Here is a 17002-nt window from a genome sequence, read left to right as displayed (position 1 = left end):
AAAGATACAGCCATTTCTTGCTGTCATCGCAGCGATGTCTTAACACCCGATGAGTATCATCTTGCCGGATCATTCAGCGTGAAACGTCGTTATTTTCTTGGAACAATCTCGGCCGCCTTCGCGCTCAGCCAGGTGTCATCCGCGCAGGCGCAGACCTCGCCCGCCACCGCCGAGCCGCAGCCCGAGACCGAGTCTTCGGCACCGTTCGGCTTTGAAAGCGTCGCCGCGATCGCGGCAGGCTGGGCGGCACGTGACTGGAAATCGCCGGCCGCGCCATTGAGTGGGCCGTTCAAGGATATCGACTACGACAAGTATCGCGCGATCCGGTTCAAGCGAGACGCCGATCCGTGGAAGGATATTCCGGGCTTCGGGCTGGATCTGCTGTCGCCGGGGATGATTTTCTACGAACCGGTGCGCATCAACATCGTGCGAGACGGCTCGCCGCAGCCGCTGCCCTTCGACCCCTCGGTCTTCGATTTCGATCCGGCGCAGTTCCCGCCCGATGCCGCCCAGGCGCCCCCGGGCGACATGGGCTGGTCGGGTTTCCGCATCCGCAGCGCGCTGAACAAACCCGACATCCTGGACGAGTTGGCGGTGTTCCAGGGCGCGTCCTATTTCCGCGTCCTCGGACGCGGCAGCCGCTATGGGCTGTCGGCGCGCGGTCTGGCCATCGGCACCGGCAGCGCCGCGGGCGAGGAGTTTCCCGTCTTCCGCGAATTCTGGATTCACGATCCCGACCCGGACACCGGCACCATCACCATCCAGGCACTGCTGGACAGCAAATCTGTCGCGGGCGGCTTCGAATTCGTGCTGGCGCCGGGCGCGCAATCGGTGATGACCATCCGCGTGGCGCTGTTTGCGCGCACCACGCTGACCAATTTCGGCGTGGCGCCGCTGACCTCGATGTTCTGGTTCGGCCCCGCCGACGCGGCTGGCCAGGACGATTACCGCCCCGCCGTCCATGATAGCGACGGGCTGCAGATGATTACCGGCGCCGGGCAATGGCTGTGGCGGGTGCTGTCGAACCCGGCCAAGCTGCAGATCTCGGCCTTTGTCGATGACGGCCCGCGCGGCTTCGGCCTGATCCAGCGCCCCCGCGACTTCGCCGAATATCAGGATGCCGAGGCGAATTACGAACGCCGCCCCTCGGCCTGGATCCGCCCCACGGGCAACTGGGGCAAGGGCAATGTCGCCCTGATCGAGATCCCGGTGGAGAGCGAGTTCCACGACAATATCGTCAGCTACTGGCAACCCTCGGCCCCGTTGGAGCCGGGAAACCGCACCGATTTCGCCTATACCCTGGCCTTCGGAGATCAGGTCGTGCCGCCGACCACGCTGGCGCAGGTGACATCCACCCGCTCGGGGGTGTCGATCAACCGCAAGGGCGCGCGCAGCTTCTTCATCGATTTTGATCTGGCCCCTTTTGAGGGCCGCGAGGATCCGCAGGTTCAGGTCAACGCCACCGCCGGCAAGATCGAGCATCCTTATCTGCTGCGCCTGCCGCAGCAGGGGCTGATGCGCCTGGCCTTCGAATATAGTCCGGAAGGAGCGCAGATGGCCGATCTCAGCGCGGTGCTGAAAGCGGGCGAGGTCGATCTGTCGGAAACCTGGCTGTTCCGCTGGTCCGAGGGCTGACCGTTGGAAACAGAATACGACCCGAGCACGCAGTCGCCGCCGCCGCGTCCTGCGCAGGCGGACGATCTGCCACCGATGCCCCCGTCGACCCCGCCCGAGGCGCCGCTGGACATGCCGGTGCAGGACTTTGCCGCCGCCCCGCCGCCCGGTCCCGCCTTTCAGCCCTCCGCGCCTGAAGTGCGGCTGGCCCGGCTGATCGCCTTTGGCGGCGCCGCGCTGGTCACGGCCCTCGGTGCGTGGCAGATGTGGGCGGCCTTCGGCGCGAACATCCTGCCGATGCAATATGTGCTGCTGGCGCTGTTCAGCATCACCTTCGCCTGGATCGGTTTCAGCTTCTTTTCCATGCTGGCGGGCCTTGTGGCACGCCCGTATGAAACCCCTGCCGATGACGGCAACGCCCGCATTGCCATCGTCATGCCGGTCTATCACGAAGACCCCGCCGACAGCATGGGCCTGCTGGCCGCCCTGGCCGATCAGATCGCCGAGGCCGGCATGGCCGACAGGGCCGAGATCTTCGTGCTGTCCGATAGCCGCGATCCCGATAACTTCGTCGCCGAGGCGCTTGCCGTGGCCAAGCTGCGCGAAGACGCGCCCATTCCGGTCTGGTATCGCCGCCGCACCGACAATGCCGGCCGCAAGGCGGGCAATATCGCGGAATTCGTGCGCCGCTGGGGCGGCCGTTATGACCAGATGGTGGTGCTGGATGCCGACAGCGTGGTCTCGGGCGACGTGATCCGGCAGATGTCGGCGCGGATGTCGGCCGATCCGGCGCTGGCGCTGATCCAGACCATCCCGATGCTGGTGCAGGGTCAGACCATCTTCGCACGGGTGATCCAGTTCGCCGGCCGCATCTACGGCCCCGCCATCGCCCGCGGCGTCGCCGCCTGGTCGGGCGATAACGGCAATTTCTGGGGACATAACGCGATGATCCGCGTCCGCGCCTTCGCCGAATGCTGCGGCCTGCCGGAGCTGTCTGGCAATCCGCCCTGGGGCGGCACCGTGCTGTCGCATGACTTCGTCGAAGCAGCCCTTCTGCGCCGCGCCGGCTGGAAGGTCCGGCTGGACTGGGACCTGCGCGCCAGCTACGAAGGCAGCCCGCCGACGCTGCTGGACATGGCCGTGCGCGAACGCCGCTGGGCGCAGGGCAACCTGCAGCATGTCCGCGTCATCAGCGCGAAGGGCTTTACCGCCATCAGCCGCGCCCATTTCCTGATCGGCATGCTTGGCTTTCTGATGAGCCCGATCTGGCTGGCGATGATCGTCGCCGGGCTGATCCTGACCGCCATCGTCATCCTGTCCAGCCCGACCTACTTCCCCAGCACCTATCAGCTGTTTCCCGATTGGCCGACCTTCGATGCGCGCCGGATGATCTGGCTGCTGATCGCCTCGGCGGCGCTGTTGCTGCTGCCCAAGCTGATCGCCGTCATCCGCGCCTGGCGCCGCCCGCTGGCCGCCAATGCCGGCGGCAAGGTCCACATCACGCTGAGCGCCGTGTTCGAGATCATCATGTCCACGCTGATCGCGCCGGTGCAGATGCTGATCCAGACCCGCCAGATCGCCGAGATCCTGATGGGCCGCAACTCCGGCTGGGAAAGCCAGGTCCGCAAGGGCTCGATGCCGCCCTGGGGCGTGGTCCTGCGGCGGCACTGGATTCATGTCGCGGCCGGTGTCGGCATCGGGCTGGTGCTGGCCTATCTGTCGCCCGCCCAACTGATCTGGCTGGCGCCGATCCTGGCCGGCCTGATCCTGGCGCCACTGACCTCGCGGTGGAGCGCCTCGGCCGTGCTGGGCCGCTGGGCGCGCCAGGCCGATCTGCTGGTCACGCCGGAAGAGCGCAACCCGCCACCGGTTCTGACCGCCAGCGTGGCCCACGCCCGCCGCCTGCGCGGCCCGGCAAACGCCACCGCCGAGTTGGGCCGGAACCCTCGCGCGCGGGCGGCCTATACCGCCATGATCCCGCCACAGCCCGATCTGCCGATCGACAGGCGCCTGCCCGAGATTTCGGCCGCGGCCAAGATCGCGGTGGCCAGCACGCAGGGACAGGCGCTCAGCTTCCTTGACCGTGCTGAACGCGCGGCTCTGCTGAACACGCCCGCCCTTCTCGACCGCTGGGCACGACTGCCGCAATGAGCAGAATCCTCGCGCTCGACATGCTGCGCGGCTACGCGCTGGCGGCGATCATGCTCGATCACATGCCGGTCGGCGTGCTGCGCGGCTATACGCTGGCCAATTTCGCCGTTTTCGACGCGGCCGAGCTGTTCGTGCTGCTGTCAGGCTTTCTGGTCGGCCTCGTCTGGGTCGGGATCGAGGCCCGGCACGGGCGCCGCGCCGCGCAATGGCGCTTTCTGCGCCGTGCCGGGCAGGTCTGGCTGGCGCTGCTTGCGGGGGGTGTCCTGTTGGCGCTGCTGTCGCGCGGCCTGTTCGCGGCGGGTTTTCCCCATACCGCCATCTGGTCGGAATATGCGCGCTGGATCGTCGAGTTCCCGGTCGGCTATGTGGTCACGCTGGGCACGTTGTGGATGCAGCCGAACCTGCTGGACGTGCTGGCGCTTTACGTGATCCTGCTGGCCTTCACGCCGATCACCGTGCCGCTTCTGCTGCGTTGGCCCTGGGCTTTCGCCATCGGTTCAGGGGCGCTGTGGGCGGTGTCGGTGCCCCTGAACCTGCACCTGCCGAACCAGCGGGTCGAGGGCGGCCTGCTGTTCAACCCCTTCGCCTGGCAGGCGCTGTTTCATACCGGCATCGCCATGGGCGCCTTCCGCAAGCGGTTCATGCCGGTGCTGCTGCGCCATCGCACCGGACTGACGGCGTTGTCGACGGTGATCGTGATCTATTCGCTGGGGATGGCGCAGCTGTGGCGTTATGGCCCCGAGGGCAAGGCGATCTCGGACGTGTTGTGGGGGCTGGTCGGACCGGTCGACAAGTGGTCACTGGACGGCATGCGCTATGTTGCCATTCTTGCGGCAAGCTGGCTGGTCGCGGTACCGCTGGGCCGTCCGCTGGCCCGGCTGGCCGGGACCGCGCCCGGCCGGGCGCTGGCGGTGATCGGCCGCGGCGGACTGGTGACCTTCGTGGCCTGCGTGCTGCTGTCGGTGCTGGGCGATGCGCTGATGAACACACCGGGACACACGAACTGGCAGCGCCGACTGGCGGTGGATCTGTGGACGCTGGGGGCCTTGTGGTTGGTGGGGGTGCTGGCCGAGAGGCGCAGCGCCCGCTGACGCGATCGTTGCCCCCCTTTTGACCCCGCTGCCCCCGCCGCGCTCGTCGCGTACCTCCCCTCGCGGCGCGGTGGCGGAATATCGCGAGGCATACCATCCCGCCGCAGACGAATCTCTTGATTTTTGGTCCGGCCAGCATCAATTTGCACTCGTTCGCGTCTTCGTGAACACAGCCCCTGGTGACCGGGCCCCTCTGGCGGACGTGGCGGCACGTTCGTGATGTCGGCACTCTCTTCTGACCCGCCGCAAGAGGAGTCTGCCATGCAGACCAATCCGACATCAGCATCTGGCGGTAGCCTGCTGCATTATTTCAAATGGGCCTTCATCGTCACCATCCTGGGCCTGGCGCTTGGCGCCTTTCTGGGCTGGGAGATGACCGGCACGGTCGGCGGGATGCTGACCATCTTCTTCATCTGCTGCGTGCTGGCGGTGCTGGAAATTTCGCTGTCCTTCGACAACGCCATCGTCAACGCCAACAAGCTGAAGGACATGACCCCGGAATGGCAGCACCGCTTCCTGACCTGGGGGATCATCATCGCCGTCTTCGGCATGCGGATCGTCTTCCCGCTGCTGATCGTGGTGGTTGCCGCCAAGATCGGCCCGTGGCAGGCGATGGTCATGGCGGCCAGCCAGCCCGAGGAATATGCGCGCATCATGCATGACGCGCATATTCCGATCGCGGCTTTCGGCGGCACCTTCCTGATGATGGTCGGCCTGTCCTTCTTCTTCGATCACGAAAAGGACGTGCACTGGGTGCGCTGGTTGGAAAGCAAGATGCAGAAATATGCCACCATCCGCGGCATCGAGGTGGCCATCGTGCTGGTCGTGGTGCTGGGATTCGCGCATTTCCTCGATCCCGTCGAATCCGAGGTCTTCTTCAAGTCCGCGATCTGGGGCCTGCTGACCTTCCTGCTGGTCGAGGTGCTGGGCGGCCTTCTGGACAGCAGCCAGGAAATGGTCGCCGCAGGCGCCAAGGGGGGCCTCGGTGCGTTCCTCTATCTGGAAGTACTGGACGCGTCCTTCAGCTTCGACGGGGTGATCGGGGCCTTCGCGCTGACGCAGAACCTGTTCGTCATCGCCATCGGCCTCGGCATCGGGGCGATGTATGTACGTTCGATGACCATCATGCTGGTCGAGAAGGGCACGCTGACGCAGTATCGCTATCTGGAACACGGCGCCTTCTATGCCATCATCGCCCTGTCGGTCATCATGTTCGTGCAGAGCTTCGTGAAGATCCCCGAAGTCGTCACCGGTCTGGGCGGTGCGGCACTGATCGGCATCTCGCTGTGGTCCTCGATCCGCTGGAACCGCAGCGCGGTCGCGGCCGAGACGGCCGGGATCGGCGGCGAAGGCCATCGCGAGGGCTGATCCCCGCACCCCGAACGATACGCGGCCGCAGGATCTCCTGCGGCCGTTTTCATGGCCGTCCGGTGCGCCCCGGGGGTTCATTCGGAACACAGCTTCTGCTAGAAATCGGCTGTCGAAGCGGAGGTTCCGGCCCATGCGGCGCAGCGTGCTGCTCCTGGCCATGTTGACGAGTGTGCTGCCCATCCCGGCCCTGGCCGAGGCGATGGCCGATGCCGTCATGCTCGCATCCCCGCGCGATCTGGACGCCCGACTGGCCGGGATCGTCGACGGCTCGGTCCGCATGATCCATCTCTCCGCCGCCCCCGAGCGCGCGCCGGCCCCGGTCCATGCCCCTCGCCGCCAACCGCAGCAGCCGCCGCCCCGCCCGGCGATTTTGATCGCCAACAGCTGCGACTGGGCCGATCCCCCGGCAGCAACCGCCCGACTGCGCGCGGCGGTTCAAGGCCCGCTCTGGCTGCTGGAGCCGGCCACGCCGGATTGCGATGCCACAGCCATCGCCGCCGCGGCCGAACGCGCCGCCGCCATGCCCGAGCGTGACCGGCTGGCGCTGCTGCTGGGGAAGGGCCTGCGCCTGTCCGCGGTGGAACCGGCCGCGCTGCCCGCCGGCGCCAGCCTGACCGCCTCCGCCAGCGCCGCCACCACTGCCCCCGGAGCCGGGTCGGTTCCGCCGGGGGCGGCCATGTCCGGCAAGCTGATCATCACCGCCCTGCCCGCCGGCACCAGCCTGACCGGCGCGCCGGCCGCCGTGATCCGCGCCGGCGAGGCCAGCGTCCCTCCGGTCAGGGCCGCCGCGCCGGAAACCGCGGCCCCGCAGGGCGCAGCCACGGCGCCCGAGACCGCAGTGATCGCCCCCCGCGCCGTGCCCGTCAGCATGAGGCGCCGTCCGGGCCAGCCCGAACCCGCCATCATCGTCGGCGAACTGGCCAGCCTGCTCGGCGCCGCCAACCGCGGTCCGCTGGGCATCCCGCGAGAGGTCCGCGACCGCATCCGCCAGATCGACATCGCCTTTTTCGAGATGATGCTGAACGAGGGCCGCTTCGACCCCGAGGGGAACCAGTACGCGGCCGCCATCCAGACGGAACTGGCGCAGATGAACTGCTATAACGGCAGCGTCGACGGCAATTGGGGCAATGGCTCGCTGGCGGCACTGCAACGCTATTTCAGCACGCTGGGTCAGGCGCAGGCGGGGACCGCGCCGGGCCCCGAACTGTTCCGCCGCATCGTCACCAATGAAAGCGTGCGCTGCCCGGTCGAACAGCGCGTCTCGGTCCCGCGCAACGAGGCCGCGCCGACCCGCAACAATGCCGGCAACGCGCCGCGCGCCACCGGCAGCCGCAACACGTCAGCCCGCCCCAGCGGCACCCGCGCCACGACCAGCCAGACCAACAGCCGCCCGGCCCGGACGCAGCCGAACGCACCGGCCGAACAGCCGCGCCGGGCACCCAGCGGTGCGGCCCCGCGGATCAACCCGGATCTGGTCAACTCGCTGGGTTCGGGCGTGATCAAGTAGCCCCGATGCAGGTCGATCCGCGCTTTCAGCAGATGGGCCGGACCGCCCGGCGCAGGCGCCGAAAATCGGCGGCGCAGCGCAGCGGGCTGGCCGGGCTGGCGGTGGCGGCGCTTGGCGGGGCGATCTGGTGGCAGTTCGCGCCCCGGATCGAAACACTCTGGACCCACCTGACCGGCGCCGACCAGATGACCCAGGTCGAGGCGGAGTTCGACATCGCACCCGTCACCCCCGGCGATACCTTCACGGATATTCCGGGCGATCCGATGATCATTCCGCGCATGGATCAGGGCGAGACCGCGCAAGGCCAGACCGTCATGGCCCCCGCCGCGCTGATGAATGCCGGCCTCGGCGGTGCGCGCGGGGACGAGCTGACGGTGCTGAACACCGATCTGCGCGCGCCCGACCAGCTGCTGGTCGCGGCCCTGCCCGCCACGCGCGAGGAATTCGCCATGTTTCAGGCCGAACGCAGCCGCGCACGCCGGGCGGCGGTCGATGCGGCCGGTCAGACCGCGGCCCCGGCGACAACGCCGACGGACCCCGCGCAGCCGGCCATTTCCGGCACCGTCTTTCTGCGCGAGCCGGCCTATCGCAGCCCGATCTGGACCGACAGCCTGATCAAGACCACCACCCCGCGCAGTCTGTCCGCGATCCTGGCCGAGAACGGGCTGCCCGACGCCGAGGCCGACCGCATCGCCGCGCGGATGCGCGCCAGCTTCAACCTGCCCGAGGAGGTCCAGCCCGGCACTCTGCTGGCCCTGCGCTACCGCGGCGAGGGGGCGTCGAAGCAGGTGATCCAGCTGGGCCTTTACCAGCAGGGGCAATATCTGGGATCGATGGCGATGGCGGCCTCGGGGCAGCTAGTGCCGGCGGCGGATGCCTGGGCGGACCAGAAGGTGGTGACCGAGACGCTGGCCGGCAAGGCGGGTGCCGAGTTCCAGCCCCAGCGCCTGCTGGACATGATCTATTCCGCCGCGCTCCGGTCCAGCCTGACCCCGGACGAGGCCGGCTCGACGCTGGCGATGATGTCGAAGATCCACGATCTGGACGGCTTCGCCGATCCCGCCGACCGGCTGACAGTGATCCGTGAAAAGACCCCGCCCGGCGTGACCGGGCCGATCCTGTTCATCGGCGTCAGCGGGCCGTCGGGCGACAAGCCCTGCTATCTGCTCGACCAGTCGGGCACCGGGCAGGAAGACCCCGCCTGCTTTACCCGCCGCCAGGTCGCCCTGCCCGCAGACGGGGGCGCGGCGCTGACCCCGCCGGTTGCCGGGGTGATGACACAGCGCTTCGTCCCGCTGCCCGAAGGCGGCGCGGCCCCGACCGCCAACGACCTGCTGCGTGGCCATGTCATGTGGTCCGCCCCGCAGGGCAGTCCGGTGCGCGCCGCTGCGACCGGCACCGTGGCCGCGATCACCAATGACCCCGCCTTCGGCCCCAGCGTCGAGATCACCCATGCCGATGGCAGCGCCAGCCGCTATCGCGGGCTGGGGGCGGTCTCGACCACACTGGCGCAGGGCAGCCCGGTCGAGGCAGGCACCCAGATCGGCACCGTCGGACTGCCGGCGGGACAGAACCAGCCGGGGCTGATCTTCCAGTTGCTGGAAGGCGGCGCGCCGGTCGATCCCTCGGCCCGGCTGGGGGGCACCGCGCCGGTTGCCGGATCGGGCGCGGTCGAGGCGTTGATCGGGCGGATCATCCAGGTCGAAAGCGCCGGCAATGCGCGGGCGCGGAACCCGCTGTCGACCGCCTCGGGGCTGGGGCAGTTCATCGAAAGCACATGGCTGCGGATGATCCGCAGCTATCGCCCCGATCTGCTGGTCAGCATGTCGCGCGCCGAAGTGCTGGAGTTGCGCTTCAACCCCGACCTCTCGCGCGAGATGGTGCGTCACCTCGCCCAGGAGAACGAGGCCTATCTGCGCGCCCGCGGCCATGACATCACCGCCGGCCGTCTGTATCTGGCCCATTTCCTGGGTCCGGGCGGCGCCGATCAGGCGCTGCGGGCAGATCCGGCCAGTTCGGTCGCGGCGGTGATGGGCGCCGCGGTGATCGCGGCCAACCCCTTCCTGCGCAGCTACAGCATCGCCGATCTGCGCAGCTGGGCCGATCGCAAGATGAGCGGCGCGCGCGGCGGCTCCGGCGGGACGGTCATGACCGAGGCGCCGGTCTCGCCCGAAGTCCGTGCCTTTATTGCCGCGATCGACCAAATTCGCCGCGCGATCTGATTGGATTCTTGATGCCGCGGTCTCAGCGCCTACAAAACCTTGTGATCCGTCGAATCTTGGCGATACTACCCTGAATTTCATCGCCGCCCGTCCCAGTTCAGATATCCGAGTGCCCATGTCCCTTCGACTGCCCGCTGCGCCCCGCCGTCCCCAAGGTCATCTCCTCCGCACCACTGCCCTCGTCTCGCTGCTGCCGCTTCTGGCGTCGGTCGAGCCGGCCGCCGCCCAGCTTTATCTGGATAACGGCAACGGGAGTGGTGTTTCGGCAACCGACGGCACCTGGTCGGGCGCCATCTGGACCAACGACAACGGCCAGAGCCACCAGGTCTGGCCTGGCGCGGGCACGGCCGTTCTTTACGATATACCGGGCAATGGAACGGCCACGTTGACGATCGAGGACGACATCAAGGTTGACGAGATCCGCGTCAACGATGACGGTTTTACCTTGGCGAGTGGCGCGAACGGCACCGGTAGCCTGTCAGCGGCAAACAGCACAACGGGCCTGAAATTTTCGACCGCTGGGAACTCGGTCGAAGTCGAGGTCGGCGCCACCCTGTCCGGCAAGATCGCTGTCAACAAAGGGGTGAAGCTGTTCTATTCCGGCAAGCCTGCGACGGCGGGCGCCGGAACAACGGGAATCACCGTCGAGGTAGGCGGTGCCCTAAACACGACAAGCACGGCTGAGACCGCGGGCACCTTGACGGTCAGGGGGGCAGTGGCGGTTTCCGGCGCGCATACCGGCAACATAGACAGCAAGGCCGGCAGCAGCGTGGCCGTCATCAACAACGGCACCGTCACCGGGCTCGTGACCAATGATGGCATTTTCACCGTCCGCAAGGACGCGACGATTAACGGCAATGTGACGAACAGGGGCGTTTCGGGAAACTGGTTCGATCTCGACGGGGGCACCGTGACGGGGACGCTGGACAATTCCGGCGCGACCTTCATCTCCGCTCAGGGCGGCGCTATCGATGGCGACGTCCTGAACCGCGGGACCGGCACGATCTACCTGAAGGACGCTTCCAACAAGGCGCTGACGATCAACGGCAGGTTGACCAGCAACGGCGCCATCGTCACCGACAACGTCTGGTGGTTCGAGGATCGGACAATCGAGGCGAAGGAGTTTCTGCTGGGTGGCAATTACGTTGCGCAGGACAATGTCATCCTCATCGGCACTGAGGTCCTGAACCGCAACCACGTCTACTCCAGCAATGAGGACCTTTTCGACGGAGACGTTCGGGGCGGCCTGCTGATCGAAGGCAGCGACACTGTTATGGTCACCGTTGCCGAAGGTGTCAGGCTGGACGGCACTGATAATAATGGCGGTAATGATTTCGGCATCACCAACACACGCGGCTTCACGCTTGAAACCAACGCCGAAGTTGACGACCTCGACGCGTTCAACAACCTCGGCAACAAGGCGACGCTGACGATCAGGAATGGCGCCGAACTTGACTCCAATACCGTTCTGAACACCGGGACCATCACCAACTCCGGAAAGATCATCGGCTCCGTCACCAACCAGAATGACACCATGACCGGGGCGGTCGGCCACATCACCAGCACCGGCGATATCGTCGGCAGCCTGACCAACAGCGGGACGGCGGATCTGGCCGGCTCGATTTCGGGCACCCTGAACAACAGCGGCACCGATGTCGACGTGACCGGCAATCTCAACGTGGCACGTGTGACCAACTCGGGCACGCTGGACGTGAATGGCGGGGCCACGCTCACCTCCACCAACACTGTGGACAACAGCGGCACGCTGAACCTGCAGGGGACGGGTTCCAACAGCGGCGGCATCAAGGGCAATGTCGCGAATATCGGCACCATCAACAGCAGCGCCAGAATCGACGGCAACCTCGACAATGACGGCACCGCGAACCTGGCGGGCGAGATCACCGGAAACCTGGACAACAGCACCAGCAACCTGACCCTCACCGGCAACCTGAAAACCGGCAGCCTGACCAACCGCCAGACCGGCACGGTCGAGGTGAAGGCCGGGCAGACGCTGACCTCGACCGGCACGATCACCAACGAACAGGGCGGCACGGTGCGCGTGCTGGGCGAACTGTCGGGGAATGTCGACAACAGCGGCCTGCTGGCCAACAGCAACACCATCACCGGCAACGTGACCAACAATGCCAGTGGCGTTCTGAACAGCAAGGTCAGGATCGCAGGCAATGTCACGAACAATGGTACTGCGAACCTTGGCGGCGCGATCACCGGCACGCTGGACAACAGCAACAACCAGCTGAGCCTCGACGGAAACCTGACCGTCGGCCGCCTGAAAAACACCGGCACCATCACCGTCGATACCGGCGAGACGCTGACCTCCAACGGCACGGTGGAAGGCACCGGTGCGATCACCGTGAACGGCAAGCTGGTCTCGCAAGGGGCCTATACCAACGGCGGCGCCCTGACCGTCAACAATACGCTCGAGGCCAATGGCGGCTTGTCGAACGAAAATACACTGAACCTGAACAATGCCAGTGTCACCGGAACCGTGGTCAATCAGCTGGGCGCGACCACCAACGTCACCGGTATCTCGACGGTAAGCGGCAACCTGACCAACCACGGGACCATCACCGGGACGGTTGCCGACGCGCAGCTTTTTGTCAAAAACGGCACCTTCCACAACAACGGCACGATCAATGTCACGGGCGCCGGCAGCAGCCTGACGATCGAAGCCGATATCATCTCGTTCGGCAAGAATTCGAACGTCAGCACCTCCGGCGTGACCCTGAACGGCTTCGTCGCCAACTACGGCAACCTGACGCTGGACGGCACCAGCCCGATGAATGGCGGCCTGCTGAACGCGGCCAGTGGCAATGTCACGGTCACCGCCGCCCAGAACGCGGCCAATAACAGCATCACCAACCGCGGCGACTTCCTGGTGCAGGCAAATGGCAGCCTGTCGAACGTCGATGCGCTGGAAAACACCGGCAACTTCACCATCAACACGAACGGCGCGGTCACGGCGGCAAACGCCAAAAACACCGCTGGCACGATGACCATCGGCGGCACACTGACCGCCCCGCTTACCAATGTCGGCGGCGCCCGCGTCCGGTTGGTCAATGGCGGCACGCTGAACGGGACACTCAACAACTCCGGCATCCTCACCGGCACCGGCAAGGTGGCGGCCCAGATCACCAATGGCGGCCAGATCCTGGTCGAGAACGGCAACACCCTGACCGCCGACGTTCCGATTGACAACAGCGGCCATGTGCGCGTCACCGGCACGCTGGATGGCGCCCTGATCAACAAGGCCAACAGCTCGACCAGGCTGGATGGGGGCACCATCACCAAGACCGTCAACAATGCCGGCATCATGACGGGCAGCGGGACCATTGCGGGCAATCTGGAGAATACCGGCATCGCCGCTATTGCCGGTCAGATGTCGGGGGTCACCAATGCGGGCCGGCTGAGCACGGCCGGCACCCTGAACGTAACCGGGCTGGTCAATACCGGCACCGTGCGGGTGGAGGCCGGCGATCAGCTGGTCTCGACCGCGGCCGTCGACAACCAGAAGGGGCTGGTGCAGGTCGACGGGACGCTGCGCGCCGGTCTGGTGAACGGCGCGGAGGCGAATGTGCTGCTGAACGGGGGCACCATCACCGGCCCGGTCACCAACATCGGCCTGATTGGCGGTCATGGAACCCTCAGCAACAGCCTGAGCAACGCCGGCACGCTGGTGACCAATGGCACGATGACCATCGCCAACCTGACCAATACCGGCAGCACCAACGTCAAGGCCGGCACCACGCTGGCCTCGGCCAATGTGGTCGACAATCAGGGCTTGTTGAGCGTGGCCGGCAAGCTGGACGCCACGCTGACCAGCGACGCCGACGCCACCACGGCACTGAGCGGCAACGGCCTCATCACCGGCGATGTCCGTAATGGGGGCACCCTGTTGGGCAATGGCACCATCGAGGGCTTCCTGACCAATAGCGGCCTGACCAATGTGGGCGCGGGCCAGACGCTGGCGGCCAAGAAGACCTTCAACACCAGCCGTCTCGCCATTTCAGGTCGGCTGAAAGGCGATGTCCAGAACCGCGCCGGGGCGACGACCGACATGCGCGGTGGCACCATCGACGGCGCGGTCAGCAATAGCGGCACGCTCGCCGGTGCCGGCACGGTCACCGGGACGCTGACCAACACCGGAACCCTGAACGCGACCGGCCGGCTGGCGCTTGGCAAGCTGGTCAACCAGGCGACGCTGAATATCTCCAAGGGGAATACGCTCGGCACCGCCGCGACGGGGGCGAACAGTGGCACTATCAGCCTCGGCGGCACGCTGGATGGGGGGCTGTCGAACAACCTTGCCGGCACCCTGCAGCTGGAAGGCGGCGAGATGACCGGCCTGCTGATCAACCGCGGCGTGGTCCGGGGCAACGGCAAGCTGACCGGCGGCCTGACCAACAGCGGCAATGCCAATATCGGCGGCAACGCGGGCAGGATCACCAACAACAAGAGCCTGAACATCCTGGGCAAGCTGACGGTGGCCGGTCTGAACAACACCGGAACCGGCGTGATCGCAGTCGAGGCGACCGACCAGCTGGTCACCCGGACCACCGCCACCAACAGCGGCCTGATGACGATTGCCGGAACGCTGGACGGCAATGTCAGCAACGCCAAGACGCTGCGCCTGACCGGTGGCACCATCAACGGCAGGCTGACCAACAGCAACAACGCCAATCTGTCCGGCAAGGTCACAGAGATCCTCAACACCGGCACGGTGACGACGAATGGTGCGCTGACTGCCGGCCAGCTGACCAACAACGGGAACGTGAAAGTCAATGCGGGTGACACGCTCGCCTCGGCCAACGCGGTTCGCAACAACGGCCAGCTCAACATCGCAGGCAATGTGCAGGCCGATGTCGCCAATGCCACCGGCAGCATTATCACCTTTGACCGTGGCACTGTCACCGGCAATGTCGACAATGGCGGCACGGTGGCCGGCAACGGCACCATCGACGGGTCGCTGACCACCCGTGCGGGCAGCACGACCTCGATGAGTGGCACGATCACCAAGGACCTGATCAACAGGGGCGCCACCCTGTCGTTGAGCAAGGACCTGACGATCAAGGGCGCGATCACCAACGGCGCCCTCCCCAGCACCAACCGTGCCGCGGCGATGACCTCTGCGGCGGCGCCCAAGGCTGCGACCGGCTCCAGCATGACGATCGAGGCCGGCACCACGCTGACGGTGCTGAGCGGCGTCACCAACGGATTCAACTCGGCCCTCAGGTTGCGTGGCACCCTCGATACCACCACGGTCACCAACTACGGCGCCTATACGCAGACGGGTACGCTGGATGGGTCGCTGCAGGCCACGTCCGGCACTGCCTCTCTGGGCGGGACCGTGACCGGCAATGTCACCTATACGGGCGGCAAGCTGGTCACCAATGACGGCCTGTCGATCGGCGGCAGGCTGACGCTGGACAAGAACCACAGGATCGCCAGCGGCACCCGCATCAGCGCCGCGAACACGCTGATCTCGAAAGGCACCACACTGGTCCTCGATGGCACGCTGCGCGGCGCCGCCACCAACGAGGGGACGCTGGCGACGAACGACATCAGCGGCAGGATCGCCGGGCGGCTGACCAATAACGGTACCATCGACATGCAGAACGGCAGTCCCACCGGCAAGCTGACGCTGGGCGGACTGGCGGGCAATGGCGCCGTGCTGATGGACGTCAAGACCGGCGATACGCTGGCGGCTGACCAGATCGTGGTCGACGGCGGACGGACCACCGGCAATCTGCAGCTGACCTTCTCCAGCCCCGACAAGGAGACCGGCTCGCTGGTGGGCAAGCGGGTGATGCTGCTGGATGTCGATGACAGCTTCGGCAGCCAGAATGACTTCACCTATTCGGCGACGCCGCTTTCGAACGCCTCCGAGCGGATCGTCTATTCGGTCGACCAGATGAATGCGGGGGGCGACCTGACGCTGGTCAGCCAGGTGAACCCGGCCATCGGGGCCATGTTCGCCAACGTCACGCTGGTGCAGTCGCTGATCGGCTCGGTCATCAACCGGCCGACCAGCCCCTATGTCACCGGTCTGGTTGTGGACAGCGCCGACAAGCCCTGCGGCGTCGGCGGCTGGGGCCGGGCCACAGGCGGGACCGCCGATGTCGAAGGCAAGACCGACAACCAGGTCAGCGTGCTGAACAACAAGGTCTCGGCCAGCTATTACGGGATGCAGGGCGGCATCGACCTGGCCTGTTTCGATGACCGGTTCGACGGCTGGGATATGGCCTTCGGGGCGCTTGGTGGCGTCAACATCGGCGACTCGCGCCAACCGATCTATGCCATCAACGGCTACGATTCGCAGGCGACCACCGGGGCGCTGTCCAGCATCACCACCACCGACTTCCAGCAGCGCTATATCGGCGTCTATGCCACGGCCAGCAAGGACCGCTGGGTGGCCGACCTGCAGTTCCGCATGGAAAAGACCGACTTCGAATTGAAGAACAAGCCGGTCGTCGGCGATGGTCTGGGGATCACCGATCCCGACTTCAGCAGCGACGGCTATACGTTGTCGGGTTCGGTCAGTTATTCGATGCCGATTGCCAAGACGGGCTGGAACCTGACCCCGACGGTCGGATTTGCCTGGTCCAAATACTCGACCGACAGCATCAGCTTCGAGGATGGTTTCTGGATGGAGTTCGACGACAGCGAGCGCCAGATCGGCTTCGTCGGCGCCACCGTCAGCAAGTCCTTCGTCCGGCTGGAGGAGAACGCCGCCATCCAGACCTTCGCCACCGCGACCTATTACAAGGACTTCGCGGATGCGGCCGTCTCGCGGCTGTATAATGACGACCTGGAGGGATATGAAACCCAGGTGATGACCTCGGACAACCTGAAATCCTATACCGAACTCAGCATCGGGGCGAACTATCTGAAGGTGCTGAACCCCGGCCGCGCCGGCGGGGCGCGCCAGTTCTCGACCAGTGCGCGCATCGACGGCCGCTTCGGCAGCAATATCGACAGCGTCGGGGTGACCGGGCAGATCCGGTGGCAGTTCTGATTGCATCCGCCCG

Annotated in this window: 7 protein-coding genes; all 7 read left to right on the top strand. The window is 66.3% G+C overall.

Translation table 11 applies throughout. The features are described from left to right. Positions 1–78: 78 nt before the first annotated feature. The 7 genes from H1S04_RS18175 to H1S04_RS18145 all read left to right on the top strand — a co-directional run bounded on the left by H1S04_RS18175 (position 79) and on the right by H1S04_RS18145 (position 16989). Positions 79–1635: a glucan biosynthesis protein gene (locus H1S04_RS18175; protein ID WP_298948160.1), complete on the top strand. Its 1557-nt coding sequence runs from the start codon at positions 79–81 to the stop codon at positions 1633–1635. 75 nt (positions 1636–1710) lie between these two features. Then, positions 1711–3765 carry a glucans biosynthesis glucosyltransferase MdoH gene (gene mdoH / locus H1S04_RS18170; RefSeq protein ID WP_181746898.1) on the top strand — a complete coding sequence of 685 codons (2055 nt, stop codon included), beginning with the start codon at positions 1711–1713 and terminating at the stop codon, positions 3763–3765. Next, entirely contained in the window at positions 3762–4856 is a 1095-nt protein-coding gene (locus H1S04_RS18165) for an OpgC domain-containing protein (protein ID WP_181746897.1), read from the top strand. The genes mdoH and H1S04_RS18165 overlap by 4 nt, the downstream gene beginning before the upstream one ends. Positions 4857–5117: 261 nt before the next feature. Further along, a complete protein-coding gene (locus tag H1S04_RS18160; protein WP_181746896.1) occupies positions 5118–6224 on the top strand; it encodes a DUF475 domain-containing protein in 1107 nt (368 codons plus the stop codon). 160 nt (positions 6225–6384) lie between these two features. Next, positions 6385–7734 (top strand): hypothetical protein, encoded by a 1350-nt coding sequence (locus tag H1S04_RS18155; protein ID WP_181746895.1) that lies wholly within the window; start codon positions 6385–6387, stop codon positions 7732–7734. Between the two features lie 5 nt (positions 7735–7739). Next, a complete protein-coding gene (locus H1S04_RS18150) occupies positions 7740–9956 on the top strand; it encodes a M23 family metallopeptidase (protein WP_181746894.1) in 2217 nt (738 codons plus the stop codon). A 115-nt stretch (positions 9957–10071) separates the two neighbouring features. Next, positions 10072–16989, top strand: a complete 6918-nt coding sequence (locus tag H1S04_RS18145) for a hypothetical protein (RefSeq protein WP_181746893.1) — start codon at positions 10072–10074, stop codon at positions 16987–16989. Positions 16990–17002: the final 13 nt, after the last annotated feature.

It is taken from the genome of Paracoccus sp. S1E-3, assembly GCF_013868135.1.
GTDB lineage: Bacteria > Pseudomonadota > Alphaproteobacteria > Rhodobacterales > Rhodobacteraceae > Paracoccus.
This window is presented reverse-complemented; position numbering and strand designations above follow the sequence as displayed.

Excerpts from the sequence above, each read along its gene's own strand:
- H1S04_RS18145 (WP_181746893.1), top strand. The coding sequence starts at position 10,072 with ATGTCCCTTCGACTGCCCGCTGCGCCCCGCCGTCCCCAAGGTCATCTC.
- H1S04_RS18150 (WP_181746894.1), top strand. The coding sequence starts at position 7,740 with ATGCAGGTCGATCCGCGCTTTCAGCAGATGGGCCGGACCGCCCGGCGC.
- H1S04_RS18160 (WP_181746896.1), top strand. The coding sequence starts at position 5,118 with ATGCAGACCAATCCGACATCAGCATCTGGCGGTAGCCTGCTGCATTAT.
- mdoH (WP_181746898.1), top strand. The coding sequence starts at position 1,711 with ATGCCCCCGTCGACCCCGCCCGAGGCGCCGCTGGACATGCCGGTGCAG.
- H1S04_RS18155 (WP_181746895.1), top strand. The coding sequence starts at position 6,385 with ATGTTGACGAGTGTGCTGCCCATCCCGGCCCTGGCCGAGGCGATGGCC.
- H1S04_RS18165 (WP_181746897.1), top strand. The coding sequence starts at position 3,762 with ATGAGCAGAATCCTCGCGCTCGACATGCTGCGCGGCTACGCGCTGGCG.